At 73.1% G+C, this 19,466-nt stretch carries 13 protein-coding genes; 7 read left to right on the top strand and 6 right to left on the bottom strand.

Annotated features, from left to right (window positions below; translation table 11 throughout):
- Positions 1-131: 131 nt before the first annotated feature.
- Both OG948_RS06880 and OG948_RS06875 read right to left on the bottom strand, forming a co-directional pair.
- Complete coding sequence (locus OG948_RS06880) at positions 132-863, bottom strand: GntR family transcriptional regulator (protein WP_406294639.1); 732 nt, start codon at positions 861-863, stop codon at positions 132-134.
- A 189-nt stretch (positions 864-1,052) separates the two neighbouring features.
- A complete protein-coding gene (locus tag OG948_RS06875; RefSeq protein WP_406294638.1) occupies positions 1,053-2,585 on the bottom strand; it encodes a glycosyltransferase family 39 protein in 1,533 nt (510 codons plus the stop codon).
- A gap of 186 nt (positions 2,586-2,771) precedes the next feature.
- On the opposite strand from OG948_RS06875, the gene OG948_RS06870 reads away from it, so the two are divergent.
- The 5 genes from OG948_RS06870 (at position 2,772) to OG948_RS06850 (ending at position 6,452) form a co-directional block, all read left to right on the top strand.
- Positions 2,772-4,253: a serine/threonine-protein kinase gene (locus OG948_RS06870; protein WP_406294637.1), complete on the top strand. Its 1,482-nt coding sequence runs from the start codon at positions 2,772-2,774 to the stop codon at positions 4,251-4,253.
- A gap of 338 nt (positions 4,254-4,591) precedes the next feature.
- Positions 4,592-5,131, top strand: coding sequence for a TetR/AcrR family transcriptional regulator (locus tag OG948_RS06865; RefSeq protein ID WP_406294635.1), 540 nt, complete (start codon positions 4,592-4,594; stop codon positions 5,129-5,131).
- The gene (locus tag OG948_RS06860; protein WP_406294633.1) at positions 5,128-5,460 is read left to right on the top strand and encodes a DMT family transporter; all 333 of its coding nucleotides are present in this window, start codon (positions 5,128-5,130) and stop codon (positions 5,458-5,460) included. The genes OG948_RS06865 and OG948_RS06860 overlap by 4 nt, the downstream gene beginning before the upstream one ends.
- Positions 5,453-5,893, top strand: a complete 441-nt coding sequence (locus OG948_RS06855) for a DUF5360 family protein (protein ID WP_406294632.1) — start codon at positions 5,453-5,455, stop codon at positions 5,891-5,893. The genes OG948_RS06860 and OG948_RS06855 overlap by 8 nt, the downstream gene beginning before the upstream one ends.
- Before the next feature lie 76 nt (positions 5,894-5,969).
- Entirely contained in the window at positions 5,970-6,452 is a 483-nt protein-coding gene (locus OG948_RS06850) for a peroxiredoxin (RefSeq protein ID WP_406294630.1), read from the top strand.
- A gap of 108 nt (positions 6,453-6,560) precedes the next feature.
- Here OG948_RS06850 and OG948_RS06845 read toward each other — a convergent pair whose 3' ends face one another.
- Positions 6,561-7,493 carry a S1 family peptidase gene (locus OG948_RS06845; protein WP_406294628.1) on the bottom strand — a complete coding sequence of 311 codons (933 nt, stop codon included), beginning with the start codon at positions 7,491-7,493 and terminating at the stop codon, positions 6,561-6,563.
- Between the two features lie 245 nt (positions 7,494-7,738).
- On the opposite strand from OG948_RS06845, the gene OG948_RS06840 reads away from it, so the two are divergent.
- On the top strand, positions 7,739-8,767 hold the full coding sequence (locus tag OG948_RS06840) for an ABC transporter substrate-binding protein (RefSeq protein ID WP_406294627.1): 1,029 nt from the start codon (positions 7,739-7,741) through the stop codon (positions 8,765-8,767).
- A gap of 197 nt (positions 8,768-8,964) precedes the next feature.
- Positions 8,965-10,188, top strand: a complete 1,224-nt coding sequence (gene fes / locus OG948_RS06835; protein WP_406294626.1) for an enterochelin esterase — start codon at positions 8,965-8,967, stop codon at positions 10,186-10,188.
- On the opposite strand, the gene OG948_RS06830 is transcribed toward fes, so the two are convergent.
- From OG948_RS06830 to OG948_RS06820, 3 genes are all read right to left on the bottom strand, one after another.
- Positions 10,168-11,649: a DHA2 family efflux MFS transporter permease subunit gene (locus tag OG948_RS06830; protein WP_406300194.1), complete on the bottom strand. Its 1,482-nt coding sequence runs from the start codon at positions 11,647-11,649 to the stop codon at positions 10,168-10,170. The genes fes and OG948_RS06830 overlap by 21 nt on opposite strands.
- A gap of 215 nt (positions 11,650-11,864) precedes the next feature.
- On the bottom strand, positions 11,865-12,080 hold the full coding sequence (locus OG948_RS06825; protein WP_406294624.1) for an MbtH family protein: 216 nt from the start codon (positions 12,078-12,080) through the stop codon (positions 11,865-11,867).
- Positions 12,067-19,398, bottom strand: coding sequence for an amino acid adenylation domain-containing protein (locus tag OG948_RS06820; protein WP_406294623.1), 7,332 nt, complete (start codon positions 19,396-19,398; stop codon positions 12,067-12,069). Before OG948_RS06820 ends, OG948_RS06825 begins: the two co-directional genes overlap by 14 nt.
- Positions 19,399-19,466 lie beyond the last annotated feature (68 nt).

Here is a 19,466-nt window from a genome sequence, read left to right as displayed (position 1 = left end):
GCGGTGATCACGGTCCGCGCGGGCACGGATTGCGGTCGGGACGCGGGCCCGGGACACGGTCGGGACGCGGGTCCGATGGTCACAGTCGGGACGCGGGTCTGATGGTCACAGTCGGGGCGCGCGGCCGGTGATCACGATCGGGACGCGGGCCCGGCGATGTTCACGTCCAGCAGCGCGTCGCTGGAGAGCAGCGTGTCCAGCACCCGCTCCCGACATCCGGTCAGCCGGGTGTGCACCGCGCGCCGTGCCGCGCCCGGGTCGCCCGCCGCGAGTGCCTCCAGCAGCGGCGCGTCGTCGCCCGCGATGGTGCGAGGATGCGGGCCGTCGGCGGCGACGCAGAGCCGGAGCAGCCGGTGGTGCGCGTGCAGGGTCCCACCCAGCGCGCGGCGCAGATGCCGATTCCCGACCGGCTCGGCGAGCAGCAGATGCAGCCGGGTGTACCGGTCCAGCCACGCGTCCGGACTCTCGACCGGTCGTCGGGTCCGTACCCACGCGTTCTCGCGGGCCACCAGCGTGGTGACCTCGGTCGGCCGGCACGCCACCGACGCCGCCGCGTCCTGTTCCAGCGCACGATGCAGGTCGAACAGCTCGCGCGCGGAGCGTACGGTGACCCGGGAGACCCGGTAGCCGCTGCGGGGGATGACCTCGACGAAGCCGTCCTCGGCGAGCAGCGCGAGCGCCTCGTGCACGGGTGTCTTGCTCATCCCCAACTCGCCGGCCACCGCCTTCTCGGTGAATCGCGCGCCGGGCGCGAGCTCCAGGTGCAGCACCCGCCGCCGGATCTCCCGGTAGGCCGAGCCGGTCAACGATCCCGGCCGCCCCTCGCCGCCGGTGCGATAGCCGGGCGGACTCGCATTCGCCATGACGCTCCTCCCTGCGTGGCCGCATCCTACGGGCGCGGTACGGGCCGATCCGGGGTGTGCCCGGGTGGTCGGGCCGGTCGCCGACCACCGATCCGGACACCTGTGCGAGGGCGGGTCGACCCGGGTGGGCGCGGGCCGGTCCGGGCCGGTCGCGTTCGGCCCGGACCGGCTCCGGTCGCCGCCCGTCGATCAGTAGAAGTGCCGCAGGTCGGGCCACAGACTCGACCAGGGCCGTGCCGTGCCCGCGCACAGTTCGACCACCGCGTGCTGCTCCTCGTTGTCGATGCCCTTGCCGTTGTCCACCCGAGTGACGAGGCGACAGTCGACGAAGTCCCGGAACCGTTGTGTGACCTCGCCCTCGCGCACGATCACCACCGGGCCGTCGGCGCGGTCCGGCGGCGGCCCCCAGTCGGCGAAGGACATGTGGCCCGAGTACGGCTTGGGCAGTCCGCGGGCGGGACCGTACCGGTCGAGCGCGCCCGCCTCGCCGTAGTTGCCCGCGAACAGCACCGCCCGGTCGCGTTGTTCGGGCGGAATCCGGGTCCAGGCCACTGCCGCGGCGTCGGCCAGTTCCGGCCAGCCGATCTGTTCGCCCTGCTCCGGGTTGATCCCGTTCACCGCGTTCACCTTGGCGGCCGGCAGCAGTGGCAGCGAGATCACCGCGCTGGTGACGGTGGCGATGACCAGCATCGAGCCGACCGGTACCCGCCTGGCGGGCCGGGACGCGACCCACCGCACGGTCGGCTCGCAGCCCGCCGCCACCAGGACCAGCAGCAGCGGCAGCGCGTAGTACGACTTGCCGCCCGAGCCGATCACCAGGACGCACAGGACCAGGTAGCCGAGCAGTATCGAGCGGGCCCAGCGCAGCTGCTCCGAGCGCCACAGGCGGATCCCGCCGGCCACCCAGATCGGCACGAACAGCGGTGACAGGTAGGCGATTTGCAGCGGGACGAACATGATCCGGTTGGTCGTTCCGTCGTCCGAGCTGATGCCGCCCGCGACGGTGAACTGCGGCCAGTCGTGGCCGGCCTGCCAGATCAGACCGGGCGTACCGAGCAGGACCGCGATCGCGATGCCCCCGCCCAGCCAACGGCTGCGCAACACGTCCCGGGGACCGACCGCGAACAGGCCGACGAGCAGCGCGACCACGAGATAGCCGACCAGGTACTTGTTGAGCATCGCGCCGCCGACGGCGGCCCCGACCGCGAGCCACCAGCGCCCGTCGCCGGTGCGCAACAGGCGCAGCATGAACCACGCCACCAGGAGCCACGCGAGGATGTCCAGCGTCGCGGTGGACCACAGGTGGCCGACGCCGAGCACGATGCCGGACGTGGCCGCGCAGGCCGCCGCCAGTAGTTGGCCGGGCCGGCCGGATCCGAACTCGCGTGCTATCAGCGCGACGACCAACACGGTGGCCGCGCACGCGAGCGCGGCGAATATCCGCAGATCCTGCGGGTCGTCCCCGAACAACTCACCGGACACGCGGGCGAGTAGCGGGGTGAGCGGAGGTTGGTCGACGTAACCCCAGGCGAGGTGCCGGCCGGCCACGACGAAGTACAGCTCGTCGCGATGGAAGCCGTAGCGCGAGGACACCGCCGTCTGCACCGCGAACACCGCGAACACGATCAGCGCGACGGGCAGGCCGGCCAGGGGCGGCAGGGCTCGCGGCGCCGGAGCGGGCAACAGCGGCTCGGTCGACGTGCGTTTCTCCACACGGCTCATTACGTCATGGTGCCGGATCGGGCACCCTCGCGGCAGAGACTCGCGCGCGAGCCCGGACAACGAGTCGGGAACGAATTCCGGCACCGCTTCCTCCGGATCGGCGCGATATCGGCGCGATCCGGGATGTCCGTTTGCCGGCGCGGTGACCGAATCCGGCCCACACTGTCATTCGGGGGTGGGCCTGCCATGGACACGCGAGGTTCGGGTCGTCTTGTCGCCGCCCGATACCGGCTGCTCGAGCAGTTGGGTTTCGGGGGCATGGGTGTGGTGTGGCGCGCGACCGACGAGCTGCTGCATGTCGAGGTCGCGATCAAGCAGGTGAGCATCGGCGATTGGCTCCCGGACGCGGAACGCGAGCAGCGCGTCGCCCGGGCCATGCGCGAGGCGCGGAACGCGGCGCGGCTGCGCGAGCATCCGCACATCGTCAGCGTGCACGACGTGGTGGTCGAGGACGGCGTGCCGTGGATCGTGATGGAGTACGTGCCGTCCCGCACGTTGGCCGAGGTGGTGGCCGAGGACGGCCCGCTGACGGTGGAGCAGGTCCGGGTGGTCGGAACCGCGCTGGTGGACGCGCTGGCCGCGGCGCACGCGCTGGGCATCGTGCATCGCGACGTCAAGCCCGCGAACGTGCTGTTCGCGCCGACCGGGCGGATCGCGCTGGTCGACTTCGGCATCGCGGTGCACGAGGACGACGCGGGGCTGACCGCGTCCGGGGTGATCGGGACGTTGGAGTACATCGCGCCCGAACGGCTGCGCGGGGACGCCGCGACGCCGGCCGCCGACCTTTTCTCGCTGGGCTGCACGCTCTTCCAGGCGGTGGAGGGCACTTCGCCGTTCCGGCGCGAGCAGGCGTACGCGAGCATGGCCGCGGTGCTGGGTGAGCCGCCGCCGCAGCCGCGTCGGGCGGGGCCGTTGACCAAGGTGATCCTGGGCCTGTTGGACAAGGATCCGGCGGGGCGACCGGACGCGGACCGAGTCCGGCTGCTGCTCGCGGCGAACGTGACCGACAGCGGTGCGCGGAACATCGCGCGGCAACTGGCCGCGCCGACGGAGCTCGCGCGGCCCGCGGCCGCCGGGGAGCCGGCGGGGCCGGAAGGTTCCGCGGACGAGGAGGGGCCCGCGGGAGCGGTGGGGCCGGTGGGCGCGGATGGAACGACCGTGCCGGTACCCGTACATCCGGCCGGTATGGCCGCCGCCGCCACACCTGCGGCCTCGCCGGCCGCCGCTCCGCCTGCCGCGGAGCCGACGCCGGCGACCCGACCCGCTTCGCCGCCGCCGTTTCGGGCTCAGTCGCCCACCGTGCCGTTGCCCGACGATCCGGCGGCTCCGCTGCCTCGGCGCCGGCGGCTCGCGTACATCATCGGTGCGGTCGTCGCGATCGTCGCGGTGATCGCGCTGATCGTGGTGGTGAGCCTGCTGGTGAACGGTTCCGGGGACGGGGACGGGGACGACGACGGGGACAGCCCGGCGGTGCAGAGTTCGGAGTCGGCTTCCGATACGCCGACGGATGTCTCGTCCGAGGCGGCGACCGACGCCGCTTCGGGGTCGAGCGCCGAGGCCTCGACGGACTCCTCGTCCGAAGCCGAACAGGCGGTCCCGTCCGCCGGGTCCACCGACGAGAACCCGGCCGGCGCCGGGTCGGCCTCGGGCGCGGAACCGGCCGGCTGACCGCCGCCCGGGTCGCCGCCGGCGAAGCCGCCGCCCGGGCTCGGGAGCCCGTCGGCCGCCACGCCGCGTCGGCGAGCCCACCGAGTGACCCCGGGCTCGCCCCCGCCCACCTCCGCTTCGGTATCCCAAGCCGCCGAGCGACGACCCGCCGGGTCCCACCGGACCCTTCCCGACTCCCCCCGACCTCTCGCGGCCTCTCGCGATGCGGCAACTGCCGTGCGGTGCACGGTGGATCACTCGAACGAGGACACGTGCGCCGAGGTGATTCGCTGCTACCGTTGCTCCGGACCGTCCGGATGGTCCGGAGGGAACCAGAGCGGGACAGGGGTGGTGCGTCGATGCGCGATCGACTGCTGGACGCGGTGGAACGAATACTGGTCCGGGACGGCGTGGAGGCGGTCCGGCTGGACGCGGTGGCCCGCGAGGCCGGCGTCAGCAAGGGCGGACTGCTGCACCACTTCCCGAGCAAGCAGGCGCTGGTACAGGGCGTGGTCGAACGGCTGGCCGACCGATTCGAGGCCGCGCTGCCCGAACCGGGTTGCCCGCCCGGGGCGTTCGCGCTGGCGTGGCTGGACGCGAGCATCCCCGCGGAGTCACCGACCGGCGACCGCAGCGGCGTCGACCAGGTCCCACTCGCGCTGCTCGCCGCGGCCGGCGGCCCCGAGGTGCTGGCCTGCCTGCGCGAGCGCTACGCGCACTGGCAGCGTCGGCTGGCCTCGGACGGCCTGGACCCGGCGGTCGCCGACCTGGTCCGGATGGCGGTGGACGGCTGGTGGGCGGCCCGGTTGTTGGACCTGGGCGTTCCGCACGACGCCGCGCACACCGATCTGCGCGCGCTGTTGACCGATCTGATCCGCACCCGAGGCGGCGCGGCGTGATCGCGGGACTGCTGGTCGGCGGGGCGATTCTGGCCGAGGTCACCGCGACCCTGTCGCTGCGCGCCTCGCACGGACTGACCAGGCTCGTCCCGAGTGCGGTCGTCGCGGTCGGCTACCTGCTCGCGTTCGTGCTGCTCGCGCGGGCGCTCAAGACGCTGAACGTGGGTCCGGTGTACGCGATCTGGTCCGGCCTGGGCACCGTCGGCGCACTGGCCGGCGGCGTAGTGCTCTACGACGAGCCGCTCCGGCCGGGCACGGTGCTCGGCATGGCGCTGGTGATCGTCGGCGTGGCGGTGCTCTACCTGTACGGCGGGACGACCCATGAGTAGCGCGGCCGTGCGCTCGCGCGGCGCCGACCTGATGTGCCTCACCCGGGTCTCGATGACCGTCGCCGACGTGGGCTTCCTGGTGTACTGGACCGTCACGTTGTTCGCGCTGATCCCGGCCGAGTACACCTACAAGGACTACGCCGATCCGGTGATCGGCGATTGGAACTACTCGTTCGTACCGCTCGACCTCGCGGCCGCGGCGACCGGTCTGGCCGCGCTGCGCCTGGGCCGGCGTACCGAGACCGGGAACGCCCACCCGCTGATGCTGATCTCGCTCGTGCTGACCAGCACCGCCGGCCTCCAGGCCATCGCGTTCTGGGTGCTGCGCGGCGACTTCGCGCCCGAGTGGTGGCTGCCCAACCTGTTCCTGCTGCTCTTCCCGCTTCCCGCGATCGTGCTACTGGTCCGGCGGATGGCGCTGGTACGGCCGTGAGCGACGCCGGGTAGCGTCTCGGTGCCCAGTGCGCCGGCCCCACGCCGCCGCCCACCCCGCCCGAGGAGACCACGACGTGTCCAAAACCCCCGAGATCGGCGCCCCGGCGCCGGACTTCACCCTCGACGCGGTGCACCTGACCGACGGCGAGGCCGAGCGCGTTCCCCTGACCCTGTCCGCCCAGCGCGGTCGCCCGGTCGTATTGGCCTTCTACCCCGGCGACGACACGGCTGTCTGCACGAAGCAACTGTGCTCATACTCCTCCGGCTTCGAACAATTCACCGATCTCGACGCCACCGTGTGGGGGATCAGCCCGCAGGGACTGGACAGCCACGAGCGTTTCGCCCGCAAATACGACCTGCGGATGCCGCTGCTCGCCGACACCGAGCACAAGGTGGTCGAGGCCTACGGCATCGGCCTGGGCAGCAACGCCCTGCGCCGAGCCGTCTTCATCATCGACGCCGAGGGCATCCTGCGCTGGAAACACGTTGCCCTCGTCGGCCTCACCTACCGCGGCATCGACACCCTCACCACCCAACTCGAACTCCTCCGCCGCTGAGCGTGTCGGTGCGTTCGGGGGGTGGGGCTGAGAGGTTCGGGGGTTGGAGGGCGGTGGAGGAGCCTTCGGGTGGGTTGCTGGGCGTGTCGGTGCGCCCGGGGGTGGGGGTCAGAAGTTCAGGGGTTGGAGGAAGGTGGGGGCGCCTTCGGGTGGGCCGCCGCTGATCAGGGCGACTCCGGTGTGGCCGGTGTGGACCGGGCCGCCGGAGTCGCCGGCGGTGCCGGATTGGGTGCTGCGGACCAGGCCGGTGACCGGGCCCTCGGGGTAGTTGACCGTGACGTCGGTGGCGTCGATGGTGCCGCAGCGGGTGCCGCTGGTGGCGCCGGTGCCGCAGACCCGGTCGTCGAGTCGGGGTCGGGCGAAGCCGGTGATCGTGGTGGTGGAGTCGCCGTCGAGGATGTCGGAGGTCAGGTCCAGGCCCTCGGCCGCGGGGATGACGGCCCAGTCGGCGCCGGGGAAGCGGGACTCGTCGACGGTGCCGATCAGGGTGCCGGTGCCGTCGTACCAGGTGGGTGCGTCGCGGGCGCAATGGCCCGCCGTGCCGGTCGTGTTCGCGCGGTATCCGTTGAAGCCGGCGGTGCAGATGAAGACCGTGCCGGTGAGCCCGCTGTAGAGCGTGCTGCCGCCGTGGAACCCGGTGGCGGCCCGGGTGTCGGGGCTTGCGGCGGGCCGCCTGGCCACGCGGGTGGTGACCGGCGCGCCGAGTTCGGTGATCTCGACCGGCGCGGGCAACATCCGGGCGGTGTGCAGGAAGGCCGACGTGACCGGGTCGGCGGCGCCCCGCAGCGTCGCGATCGCGAGCGTGCAGCGCCGGTGATCGACGTACCAGTACTGGCTGTTGCCGGCCAGACCGTTCAGGGCGAGCTCGTCCAGGCGGTGCCGGAGTGTGCTCAGTCGCGTCAATCGGTCGGCGAGGCAACCGCCGGTGGGCGGGTCGGCCGTGGGCGGGTCGGCCGTGGCCGGGGCGGCCAGGCCGGCGAGCACGAGCACGGCCGCTGCGGCCATCGACAACATCGAACGCGTCACGGTGGTCCGCTTCATGCGGGAAACCGTACGGACCGGCGCCCGGCCCGAGCCGCCGATCACGCCGGGGTCACCCGTACGAGCGGCCGAGATCCCCCGCAGGGGCATCGAACGTGCGCCGCTCGGGCGTGACATGGGCCACCCGGACCGATGGGGACCCGTACCACCTTGCGGACCTCATGCAAGGTAAGGCTAACCTAAGTGCGACCTCGCGGGTCGTGCCGTACCCCGGCCCCCGCCCTTCCTCGCGCCCGGAGTCCCAGATGTCCTCTTCTCATCGCTCGCTCGCGACCGCTCGGCGGCGCGTGGTTCGGCTGTTCGCCGTGGCGGGGGCGGCCGGCCTGCTGCTCACCGGGTGCGGTTCCGACTCCGACTCGAAGTCCGACGACAAGCCCGCCGCGAGCCAGGGCAGCGGCGCGCCGGCGGGCGGCGACTCGGCCGGTGGCACGCGCACCGTCAAGGACGCGACCGGCACCGCCGTCCAGGTACCGGTCGCTCCCAAGCGGATCGTGGTGCTCACCCAGGAGGACCTGGACGCGGTGCTCGCGCTCGGCGTCAAGCCGGTCGGCATCACCAACGGCCAGGGCCTGGACAAGCCGCCGGCCTACCTGGCCGACAAGGTCAAGGGCATGGAGGTGGTCGGGAACCTGCTCCAGCCGGTGATGGACAAGGTGATCGCGGCCAAGCCGGACCTGATCCTGGCCGGCGACATGCAGGACGAGCAGGTGCTCAAGCAACTCCGCAAGATCACCCCGGCGACGCTGGTCACGATGGCGCCCACCGACGACTGGAAGTTGTCCTTCCGGGGCATCGGCAACGCGGTCAACAAGCTGGACCAGGCGAACAAGGTGATCACCGACTACGAGGCCAAGGCCAAGAAGACCGGCGAGGACCTGACCGCGAACAAGGGCGCCGCGGTGAGCATCGTGCGCTGGAACCCGAACGGGCCGAGCTGGATGGAGAAGCGCCAGTTCGCCAGTGGCGTCGCGCTCGACATGGGTCTGACCCGGCCCAAGGCGCAGGACAAGGACGGCAACGCGCACACCCCCGCGTTGAGCCTGGAGAAGATTTCCGAGATCGACGGCGACTGGCTGTTCCTGGGCACGCTCACCTCGGACGGCGCGAGCGCGCTCAAGGAGGTTCAGGACAAGCCGGCGTACAAGGAGTTGAACGCGGTCAAGAAGAACCACGTGGTCACCGTGGACGGTTCGGTGTGGTCCACCCGGGGCGGCCCGTTGGCCGCCGACGTGGTGCTCAACGACCTGAACAAGGCGCTGTCCGTCACCTCCTGACGCGCCGTCATCGGCAGTGCTCGGCCCCGGGAGCGTCACGCGCCCGGGGCCGAGCCCGTATCGGGGTCGCCGCCCGCGCGGGTCGAGCCCCGTGCCGTGGCCCGGCCCGCGCGGGCGGTGGCTCGTGGGACCGGGCCGGTGCCGCCCGCGGGATCCCGACCGCCCGTTTCGTCTTCGCGCAGAAAGCGACCAGCATCATGGACACACCCATCCTGCACGCGCTGACCGAGGCGGTCGCCGCCGGACGAGTCGACGCCGGGCCCGAGTTCTGGGCCCGGGTCGAGCAGGTCGGCGCCCCGCTGATCGAGCCGGATCCGGCCGATCCCGGGCAGCGCCTGGTCACCTTCGTGTGGCGGGACGACTCGGCGGCGCCCGCGAACGACGTACTCGCGCTGTTGCACACGTTCACCGACCGGGACCGGCACGCGGGCGATCTGACGCCGCATCTGATGCGCCGGGTGGCCGGCACCGACGTGTGGGCGATCACCCATCGGCTGCCCGCCGACCTGCGCGCGTCGTACCAGTTCTTCGTCGGCACCGGTGAGCGCGGCCGGACGTTGCGCACCGATCGCGCGGCCTGGCTGGGCGTGTTGGACGCGGCGGTGCCCGACCCGTACAACCACGCGCCCACGCTGGCCGCGCGGGACGGGCGCAACCCGTCCTCGGTACTGGCGCTGCCGGACGCGCCCGCGCAGCCGTGGGCGCGGCGCCGGCCGGGCGTACCGCGCGGGACGCGGCTGGACACCACGGTCGACGGACGCCGGGTGAGTGTGCTGGTGCCCGCCGGCGTGCGGCACGAGCCCTACCGGGTGGCGGTGTTGCTGGACGGCGAGGTCTGGGGCTCGGTGCTCGGGATCGGCGACACGTTGGACAACCTGCACGCCGACGGCCGGATCCCGCCCACCGTGGCGCTGCTCGTGGACACGATGGGTCGGGAACGGCGGATGGCCGATCTCACCTGTAGCGAATCGTTCGTGGACTGGCTCGCGGACGTGCTGCTGCCGTGGGCCGGCCGGCGTCACGGGGTGAGCGGGGATCCCGCGCACGCCGTGCTCGTGGGGCAGAGCGCGGGTGGGCTGACCGCGGCGTTCGGGGCGTTTCGTCGACCGGACCGATTCGGCAACGCGCTGTCCCAGTCCGGGTCGTTCTGGTGGCCCGATCCGGACGAGAGCAACGACGGACCGGAATGGCTGACCCGACGGTTCGCCACGAGCGAGCGTCTGCCGATCCGGTTCCACCTGGAGGTGGGACTGCTGGAGTGGATGCTGCTCGCGGAGAACCGCCGGTTGCGCGATGTCCTGCTGGAACGCGGATATCCGCTCACCTACACCGAGTTCGACGGCGGCCACGACTACGCCTGTTGGCGCGGCGGGCTCGCCGTCGGACTCGTCGACCTGCTGTCAGCCTCGGACGGGCGCTGAGGCGCCGGCCGAATCGGTGCGGGCGGACTCGGGCTCGGGAGCAGTCCCGAGACCCGCTCCCGCTTCGACCTCGTGACCCGCTCCGGGTTCGGCGCCGGGTCCCGTCCCGTGACCCGCCTCGTCGTCGTCCTCGAACGGTGGTGGCGCCGGTGCCTCGCGTGGCAGGCGCAGCGCGAACAGCGCGCCGAGCGCGACCAGTCCGGCGGTGACCCAGATCGCCGCGCGATACGGCCCCGGCGCACCGGCGTCGTGGCCCGAACCGCCGCCCGCCTCGATCACCGCGGCGCCGGCCGCGATCCCGAGCGACCCGCCGAGCGTGCGCACGATGGTGAACAGCGCCATCGCGTGACCCATGTCGGCGGGTTCGATCTCGCCGAACCCGGCGATCTGTACGGTCAACACCGCCGTACCCAGTACCAGTCCGACGCAGAACATCAACGCCCGTACCGCCCAGGCGTTGTCCGCGACCCCCGGCAGCGCGAGCGCGCCGAACACCAGCGCGGCCAGGACCAGGGCGGGTGCGGTGAGCCGGCGCGGGCCCAGTCGGGGCAACAGCCGGTCCACCACCTGCGACGCGAACATCAGGCCGACCGCCTCGGGAAACACCCCGAGCCCCGCGTCCAGCGCCGACGCGCCCAACGCCGCCTGGTACAGCAGCGGGAAGACGAACAGCACGCCCATCAGCCCGGCCGAGGTGACCAGGGCCAGCGCGGTCGCCGGGCCGAAGGCCCGATCGGCGAGCAGCCGGAGTCGCAACAACGGTTCGTCGGAGCGCAGTTGGTGTGCGATCGCGACGACCGACAGGACCAGGCCGAGGATGCCGGCGATCGCGATGGCGGGCGTGGTCCACCCCTGCGAGGGCCCGAAGCCGAGCGCGTAGGTGAGCAGCGCCAGGGTCGGCACGGTGAGCCAGAACCCGGTGCGGTCGAACGGCCCGACCACACCGGCGTGGTGCTCGCGCAGCCCGAACAGGCCGAGCAGTACGGCGGCCGTGCCGATCGGCACGTTGACCAGGAACAGCCAGTGCCAGGAGAGGTGTTCGGTCAAAAAGCCGCCGAGCGGCGGACCCAGCGCGGGCATCAGCGCGGTCGGCACGATCAGCCACTTGGCCAGCCGCATGCGTTCGTGCGGCGCGAACGCGGTGAACAGGATGGTCATCCCGACCGGCGTCAACAGGCCGCCGGCCAGGCCCTGTACGACGCGCGCCAGGACCAGCGAGACCAGGTTCTGGGACAGGCCGCACGCGGCCGAGGCCGCGGTGAACACGGCCAGCGATCCCAGGAAGACGCGTTTCGTGCCGAAGCGATCACCGAGCCGGCCGGCGACCGGGAGCGCGGCCACCAGGGCGACCAGAAACGCGATCTCGACCGTGTTCGCGGCCACCGCGGGCCGGTCGAAGTCCTCCGCGATGGTCAACAGGGCCGGATTGACGATGGTCGAATCCAGGCCGTTCATGCACATCGCGGCGGTGTAGACGGCCACCACGATCCACGCGGACGCCCCCTTCGCGGTCCCCGGCCGAGCGGGTCGGCGCCGCTCGCCGGTCGCCGGGGGGCCGGGTTCGTCCCGCTCTTCGGTCGCGGCGGAAGCCGGTCCACCGCGCTCATCGGTCCCTGCGGAAGCCGCTTCGCCGCGCTCGCCGCTTGCCTCGGGAGCCGGTTCGGTGTGCTCCCCGGTCACCGCGCGGCCGGGCCGAGGTCGGTCCAGTGGGTGCCGATCCAGTTCAGCGCGACCGAGCGCGCGCACGGCCCGTGCGCGAGTGTCCAGCCGTCCGGCACGGCGGCGAAGTCGGGCCACAGGGAGTGTTGCCCGAGGTCGTTCACCAGGACCCGGAACTCGCCGTCCTCGTCGTCGAACGGGTTCGTCGGGGTGTCGTGGTCACGAGAGGTCATGGGAGTCGTTCTCCAACTCGGTGAGGCGGTCCAGGACCACACGCGCGATCTGCGCGATCGGGCCGGCCAGGGTCATGTCCTTGTGCGAGCAGGCCACGTTCGTGTTGTCGATCCGACCGCTCACGTACGGGGCCCAGGTGTCGGGGGTGAGCGTGTCGTCGATGGTGTCGACGGTGGCCCGGAAGAACAGCACGTCGCCGCGGAAGACCCGGTGGTCGAAGGCCCGCACGAGGTGGTTGGTGTTGAGGTAGATGTCGTTGAGCGCCTCGATCGTGGCCTCGTCCAGGCCGGCCAGCGGACTGCCCTCGCGACGCAACACCGCGATCACCTCCGCGAGTTCGAGCGGCGCGCCGCCCAGACTCTCCGGTCCGTAGCCGCCCATGGTGAGCAGCGCCTCCAGCGCCTCCGCGCGGTCGGGCACCGGCAGCTCGCGAAAGCCCTCGGCCGGGTACGCGTCCAGGATCGCGAGCAACTCGACCTCGTGGCCCAGGTCCTGTAGCCGGGTCGCCATCGCGTGCGCGATGATCCCGCCGGTCGACCAGCCGAGCAGCCGATACGGGCCCTCCGCCCGGACCTCGCGCAGCCGGTCGACGTAGTGCGCGGCCAACTCCTCCAGCGTCCGGGGCAGCGGTTCACCGGCGGTCGCCGGGCCGACGCCCTGGGCCTGGAGGCCGTGGATGGGCAGATCCGCCGGCAGGTGCCGGATCAGGCCCGCGTAGCACCAGGACAGGCCACCGGCCGGATGCACGCAGAACAGCGGAGCCCGATCGGTCGAGCCGGCCGGGCGCAGCGGCAGCAGTACGTCCAACGCGTCGGTGTGCTCGGCCGCCTCCAGCGCGGCGTCCAGGCCGGCGGCGGTGGGCGCCTGGAAGATGGTGCCGATGCCGACGTCCGCGCCCAGCGCGGACTTGATCCGGCCGGCCAGGCGGACCGCGAGCAGCGAGTGGCCGCCGAGGTCGAAGAAGTTGTCGTGCACGCCGACCGCGGGCACGCCGAGCACGTCCGCGATCAGCGCGCACAGCCGCTCCTCGCGCGGTCCGCGCGGAGCCCGTGCGGCGCCGGCCGAGGCGGTGTGGTCCGGGTGCGGCAGCGCCTTGCGGTCCAGCTTGCCGTTCGCGGTCAGCGGCAGCCGGTCGACCACGACCACGGCGGAGGGGACCATGTGGACCGGCAGGGTCGCGGCGGCGTATTCGCGCAGCGCGGGCCCTTCGACGCCGGCCCTCCCGACATCGGGCCCTTCGACGTCGACCCTTTCGCCGTCGACCCTTTCGACATCGGGACCGCCGACATCGGGCCCGGCGACCACGTAGCCGACCAGCCGCTTGTCCCCGGGGGTGTCCTCGCGCAGCACCACGGCGGCGTCCGCGACCGCCGGATGTGCGGCCAACACCGCCTCGATCTCCCCGAGTTCGACCCGAAAGCCGCGAATCTTGACCTGCTGGTCGGCCCGCCCGAGGTAGTCCAGGCCGCCGTCCGCGCGGCGCCGTGCCAGGTCGCCGGAGCGATACATCCGGGCCCCACGCTCGCCGAACCGGGCCGCGTGCGGGTCGGCCACGAAGCGGGTCGCGGTCAGCGCGTGCCGACCCAGGTAGCCGCGCGCGAGGCCCTCGCCGGCGACGTACATCTCGCCGGTCACCCCGGGCGGAACCGGCTGGAGCCGGTGGTCCAGGACGTAGACGCGCAGGTCGGGGATGTTCACCCCGATCGTGCTCGCGCTCCCGGCGGCGGCCGACGAGCGAGAGAGCGGATGGTAGGAGACGTGCACCGTGGTCTCGGTGATCCCGTACATGTTCACCAGTCGCGGTGCGTCGTCGGCATGCCGCTCGTACCAGTCGGCGAGGCGGGCGGGCTCCAGTGCCTCGCCGCCGAACACCACGTAGCGCAGCGCGAGCTCGCGCCCGGGCCGCTCCCGGTCGGCGGCCACCAACTGGTGGAACGCGGACGGCGTCTGGTTGAGCACGGTGACCCGTTCGCGGGCGAGCAGGTCGAGGAACTCGGCCGGGTCGCGGCTGACCAGGTGCGGCACCACGACCAGGCGACCACCGAACAGCAGCGCGCCCCACAACTCCCAGACCGAGAAGTCGAACGCGTAGGAGTGGAACAGGGTCCACACGTCGTCCGGGCCGAAGCCGAACCAGTGGTCCGTCGCGGTGAACAGGCGGGCCACGTTGTGGTGGGTGACCGGCACGCCCTTGGGCCGGCCGGTGGAGCCGGAGGTGTAGATCACATAGGCCGGATCGCTCGCGCGCAGCGGGCGCTTGCGCTGCTCCTGACGCAGGTCGGAACTCGGGTAGGCGTCCGCGTCCTTGCCGTCCACCTGGATTCGGGGCAGGTCGTGCGCGGGCAGTCGGCGTGCGGTCGCCGAGTCGGTGAGCAGCACGGCGGGCGTGGCGTCGTCCAGCATGTAGGCGAGCCGGTCGGCCGGGTAGTCCGGGTCGAGCGGCAGGTAGGCGGCGCCCGCCTTGGCGACCGCGAGCAGCGCGACCACCAACTCCGGGGAGCGCGGCAGCGCGAGCGCGACGATGTCGCCGGGTCCGATGTCACGGGCGACCAGCAGCCGGGCCAGGCGGTTGGCCCGGGCGGACAGTTCGGCGTAGCTCAGCGACAGGCCCGCGCAACTCACCGCGATCCGCGCGGGGTGTGCGCGGGCCGCCTGCTCGTAGCGGGCGACCAGGGTGGCCGAGGCGGTCGCGGTCGCGGTGGGCCCGGCGTTCCACTCGACGAGCGCGCGGTGCCGCTCGGGCTCGTCGAGCAGGGGCAGGGTGTCGATCGGCGCGTCCGGGTCGGCGACGGCCGCGGTGAGCAGCGCGGAGAGGCGGCGGGACAGGCCGAGCACGGTGGCCCGGTCGAACAGGTCGGTGCGGTACTCGACGAACCCGCCGACGCCCCGGCCGGGTTGCTCGCCCACGTTCAGGGTGAGATCGAACTTGGCCGTCCCGGACGGCACGGCGGTCATCCGCGCGGTCAGCGGGCCGAGCGCGAACTCGGTGTCGGGCAACGACTGCCACGCGATCAGCACCTGGAACAGCGGGTGTCGGCCGAGCGAGCGCGGCGGGTTGAGCTCGTCCACGACCCGGTCGAAGGGCAGGTCGGCGTGGTCGTACGCGGCCAGTGTGGCGCCGCGCACCCGATCGAGCAGGGTGCGGAAGCTCGGCGACCCGGACGTGTCGGCGCGCAACACCAGGGTGTTCACGAAGAATCCGACCAGATCGGCGGTGGCGTCGTCGTCGCGCCCGGCGACCGGCGTGCCGAGCGGGATGTCGGTGCCGCAGCCGTGCCGGGTGAGCAGCGCGGCCAGCGCGGCCTGAACGGTCATGAACACGCTGGTGCCGGTCGCTCGGGCCAACTCCGCCAGGCCCGCGTGCGCGGTGGCGTCGAGGTGGAACGGCACCGTGTCGCCCGCGTACGAGGCGACCTGGGGGCGCGGTCGGTCGGTGGGCAGCGCGAGTTCGTCCGGCAGACCGGCGAGGGCGTGCTTCCAGAAGTCGAGCTGCCGGGTGGCGGACGCGGTGGGCGCGGCGGCGGTGCCGAGTAGGCGGGCCTGCCACGCGACATGGTCCGAGTAGCGCACCGCGAGCGGCGGGAACCGCGGTTCGCGACCGGCGACCCGGGCCGCGTAGGCGGTGGCCAGATCGCGGGCGAGCGGTGTGGTGGAGGCGCCGTCGCCGGCGATGTGGTGCAGGAGCAGGACCAGCGTGTGGGTGTGCTCGTCGGCGCGGAACAGCGTGCAGCGCAACGGTGGTTCCACGGCGAGGTCGAAGCGGTGGCGCACGGCGTCGGCGATCGTCTCGCCGGACGCCGCGAGGCACAGTTCGGGGCGGGCCTGATCGGACGTCAGGATCCGCTGGTAGGGCTCGTCCCCGTCCTCGCCGAGCACCGGGTAGACCGTGCGCAGCGTTTCGTGCCGGGCCACCAGGTCGGCCAGCGCGCGCTCGAGCGCGGTGTGGTCCGGCGAGCCGGTCAGGGTCAGCACGAGCGGGATGTTGTAGGTGGGACTGGGCCCTTCGAGCCGGTACATGAACCACAGTCGCCGCTGTGCGGGCGACAGCGGCAGTCGGTCGCCGGCGTGCGGCACCGGTTCCAGTACCGGGCGCGCCTCGGGATCCGCGCCGGCCCGGACCAAGTCGGCCAGGCCCGCGGGGGTCGGCCGGCGGAAGACGTCGGCCAGACCGATCGGCGCCTCGAAGCTCTCCCGAGCCCGTGCGGCGAGCCGTGCGGCGAGCAGCGAGTGGCCGCCGAGGTCGAAGAAGTCGGCGTCTCGGGAAGGTTGTTCGGGCAATTCCAGGACGGCGGCGAACAGATCGCAGATGATCTCCTCGTGCAGACCGCGCGGACCCTCCCGCAGACCGGGCGCCACGGGCGCCGGGTCCGGCAGCGCGCGGTGGTCGATCTTGTCGTTGGCGGTGCGCGGCAGCGCGGGCAGGACGAGCACCGCGGCCGGGACCAGGTGTTCGGGCAGCAGGTCGGCGAGGTACGCGCGCAGCGCCTCGGGGTCCGGGGTGCGACCGGCGACCGGGACCGCGTAGCCGAGCAGTCGTTTGCCGTGCGCCGCGTCCCGGGCGATCACCGCGGCCTGCGCGATGTCCGGGTGGGTGGCCAACACCGCCTGGATCTCGCCCGGTTCGATCCGGAAGCCGCGGATCTTGACCTGTTCGTCGGCCCGGCCCAGGAGTTCGAGGGTGCCGTCCGCGCGACGCCGGGCGAGGTCGCCGGTGCGGTACATCCGGCCGCCCGGATCGCCGTGCGCGGCGCCGAACGGGTCGGCGACGAAGCGCTCGGCGGTCAGGTCGGGCCGGTTCAGGTAGCCCCGGGCCAGGCACGCGCCGGCGATGTGCAGTTCGCCGGTGACGCCGACCGGGGTCGGCCGCAGCGAGCCGTCCAGGACGTAGGCGCGCGAGGCGCGGACCGGGGCGCCGGTGCCGTCCGGGCCCCAGAAGTAGGCGTCGACGGTGGTCTCGGTGGGTCCGTACAGGTTGATCGGCCGGCTGCCCGGGATCGCGGAGAGTCGTTGCCACAACGGCTCGGGCACGCTCTCGCCGCCGACCACCACGACGGCGGGGTGGTGCCGGTCGGGGGCGTCCAGGCCCTCGGCGAGCAGCGCCTCGGCGTAGGTGGGCGTCACGTCCAGGTAGTCGACCCGGTGCTCGTGCAGGTAGTCGAGCAGCGTGGTGGGGTCGCGGTAGCCGGCGTCGTCGAGCAGGTGCAGTTCGTGGCCGTGCGCCATCCACAGGATCGGGTCCCACGAGGCGTCGAAGGCGAACGAGGCGCTGTGGCCGATCCGCAGCCGGGTGCGCCCGGTGCGCTCGACGGCGGGCGCGATGTGGTCGGTGCCGTGGCTCGCGTACAGGTTGGCCAGCGAGGCGTGCGAGACCGCGACACCCTTGGGCCGACCGGTGGAGCCGGAGGTGTGGATCACGTACGCGCTGTGCTCGGGGCGCGGCGGTCGCGGGGTGCGGTCCGGGTGCGCGGCCAGTCGGGCACGGGTGTTCGGGTCGTCCAGGAGCACGGTGTGGACGTCGTGCGCGGGCAGCCCCGCGACCGCCTCGGCGGTGCCGATCAGGCAGCCGGGTCGGGTGTCGGCCAACACGTCGGCGATCCGCCGGGCCGGGTGGCCGAGGTCGAGGAACTGGCACACGCCGCCCGCCTTGAGCACGGCGAGCAGGGCGACCACGGTGTCCGCGCCGCGGTGCAGCGCGACGGCGACCGGGACCTCGGCGGTGACGCCGGTCGCGATCAGCTCGTGGGCGAGTCGATTGGCGGCCGAATCGACCTCGGCGAAGGTACGCGCGTCCGCGCCGGCGCGGACCGCGATCGCGTCGGGCGTACGGGCGACTTGGTGCGAGTACAGCTCGGGCAGGGTCGTGGTGACCGGTGGTTCGGCGCGACCGACGGTGGCCCGCACGACCTCGTCGGGGGTGAGCAGGTCGATCCGGCCGATCGCCTGCCGGGGTTCGTCGTGCAGCAACTCGACGAGCGCGTCCAGGTAGCGCAGCAGGCCGCGTTCGTGATCGGCCAGGTCGGACGCGCGGTAGCGGGCGGGAGGGGCGTCCAGTTCGATCCGCAGGCCGCCGCCGGCGGTCGGCACGACGCCGACGGCCAGGTCGTCCACGGGGCCGGCGGCCAGGTTGTGCACCCGGGCGACCGAGCCGTCCAGATCCAGGTCGCCCTCGAAGGCCTTGATGTTGATCATCGGCCCGTACAGCGGTTGTTCACGTGCGCCGGTGCCGAGTTCGCGGAGCAGATCCTCCTGGCGGAAGCGCTGGTGCCGGCGGACGGCGCGCAGTTCGAGCACGACCCTGCGCAGCAACTCGGGCGCGGTGTCCCGGGGATGGACCGCGACCCGCAGCGGCAGGATGTTGACCGTCATCGCCGGGGTGCGCAGAGCGGTGGGGCTGCGCCGGTTCAGCAGCGGGAGGCCGAGGGTGATCTCCCGGGCGCCGGTGGTGCGGTGCAGGTAGCCCGCGGTGGCGGCGATCAGCAGTTCGGCCCAGGTGGCCCGGGCGATCGAGGCGGCCTCGGTGAGCCGGGCGGCGCGGTCGGGCGGAAGTTCGACGGCGCGGCGCAGGATCGGGGCCGCGGGCAGGGGAGTCGCGGGCTCCGAGGACAGGGTGACCGGTCGCGGACGGTCGGCGAGGTGATCGAGCCAGAAGGCGCGATCGGTGTCGTACGCTTCGCTCGCTCGGTAGTCGACCTCCTCCGCGACCAGGTCGCGCAGGCTGCCGAAGGGGCTGGGGGTGGGCCGGTCCCGGCGGGCGAAGGCGGTGTACAACTCGGCGACCCGGCGGCCGATCAGGGTGAGCGCGTAGGCGTCCACGGCGACGTGGTGGACCCGCCGGTACCACCAGTGGTGGTCGTCGGCGAAGCGGAACAGCGCGTGGGTGACCAGGGGTCCGGCGCTCGGGTCGACGGCCCGGTCCAGGTCGGCGCGCATCCAGGCCCGGGCCCGGGCCGTCGGGTCCTCGGCGGTGCTCAGGTCGACGCGGTGCACCGGGTGCTCGTGGTCGATGACACGTTGGGTCGAGGTGCCGTCGGCGTCCGCCACCACCAGCAGGCGCAGCGTCTCGGCCTCGACACCGACCCGGTGCAGCGCGCGGGTGAACAGGTCGGCGTCCAGCGGGCCGCGGATCTCGACCCGGTCACCGGTGTTGTAGACCGGATCCCCCGGGGCCAGCGCCTGGGCGTAGACGATGCCGGCCTGGGCGGCGAGCAGCGGCAGCCGGGCGGCGTCGGGGCCGGCCGCCGGCGCGGGCACGTCGGCCTCGGCGAGGTCCGGCACGGAGGCATCCGAAACGGTGGTCTCGGCCTGGTGGTGAGGCATGGTGTGGAGACTCCCGGGGCGCGACGACGGCAGGCGGCACGTACCGGTCCCCGGCACGCGAAGTTAGG

Origin of the sequence: Embleya sp. NBC_00888 (genome assembly GCF_045207655.1) — a bacterium.
Lineage (GTDB): Bacteria > Actinomycetota > Actinomycetes > Streptomycetales > Streptomycetaceae > Embleya.
This window is presented reverse-complemented; position numbering and strand designations above follow the sequence as displayed.